This window comes from Microbispora sp. CSR-4, assembly GCF_008033685.1.
Lineage (GTDB): Bacteria > Actinomycetota > Actinomycetes > Streptosporangiales > Streptosporangiaceae > Microbispora.
Map to the genome: position 1 here is coordinate 1 of NZ_VJVX01000306.1, position 360 is coordinate 360.

General features: G+C 70.0%; 1 protein-coding gene. It reads right to left on the reverse strand.

Translation table 11 applies throughout. The features are described from left to right. Nucleotides 1-133 precede the first annotated feature (133 nt). Nucleotides 134-360, reverse strand: a 227-nt coding sequence (locus FLV34_RS41160) for a hypothetical protein (protein WP_222709829.1), incomplete at its 5' end; no start/stop codon positions are given.

A 360-nucleotide genomic window follows, 5' to 3' on the forward strand; every position in this document is an offset into this window, starting at 1 on the left:
GGTCACCAGACCCACGATCGCCAGCAGCACCAACGCCGCGACCAGCCCCAGGTGCCGGACCTCGCCCAGCCGGCCGAACCGCCCGCCCGGACCCGCCGCCACGGGCGGACCGGCCTGCGCGGCCTGATCGACCTCAATCATCGAACGCTCCTTCAGAGGGGGGAATTGCAACACCAGACCCGGCTTCAGAACCGGTGGTCTGTTCGGCGGCCTGCGCGGTGGTTCGCCCGGTCGTTTGTTCGGTGGTTTGCGCGGTGGTTCGTTCGGTGGAGACCATCACGAGGTCGAGCACGCGGTGTTCGTCCAGGTCCTCGGCCGGGGCCTCGTGCACGATCCGGCCCTCACGCACCACCAGCACCC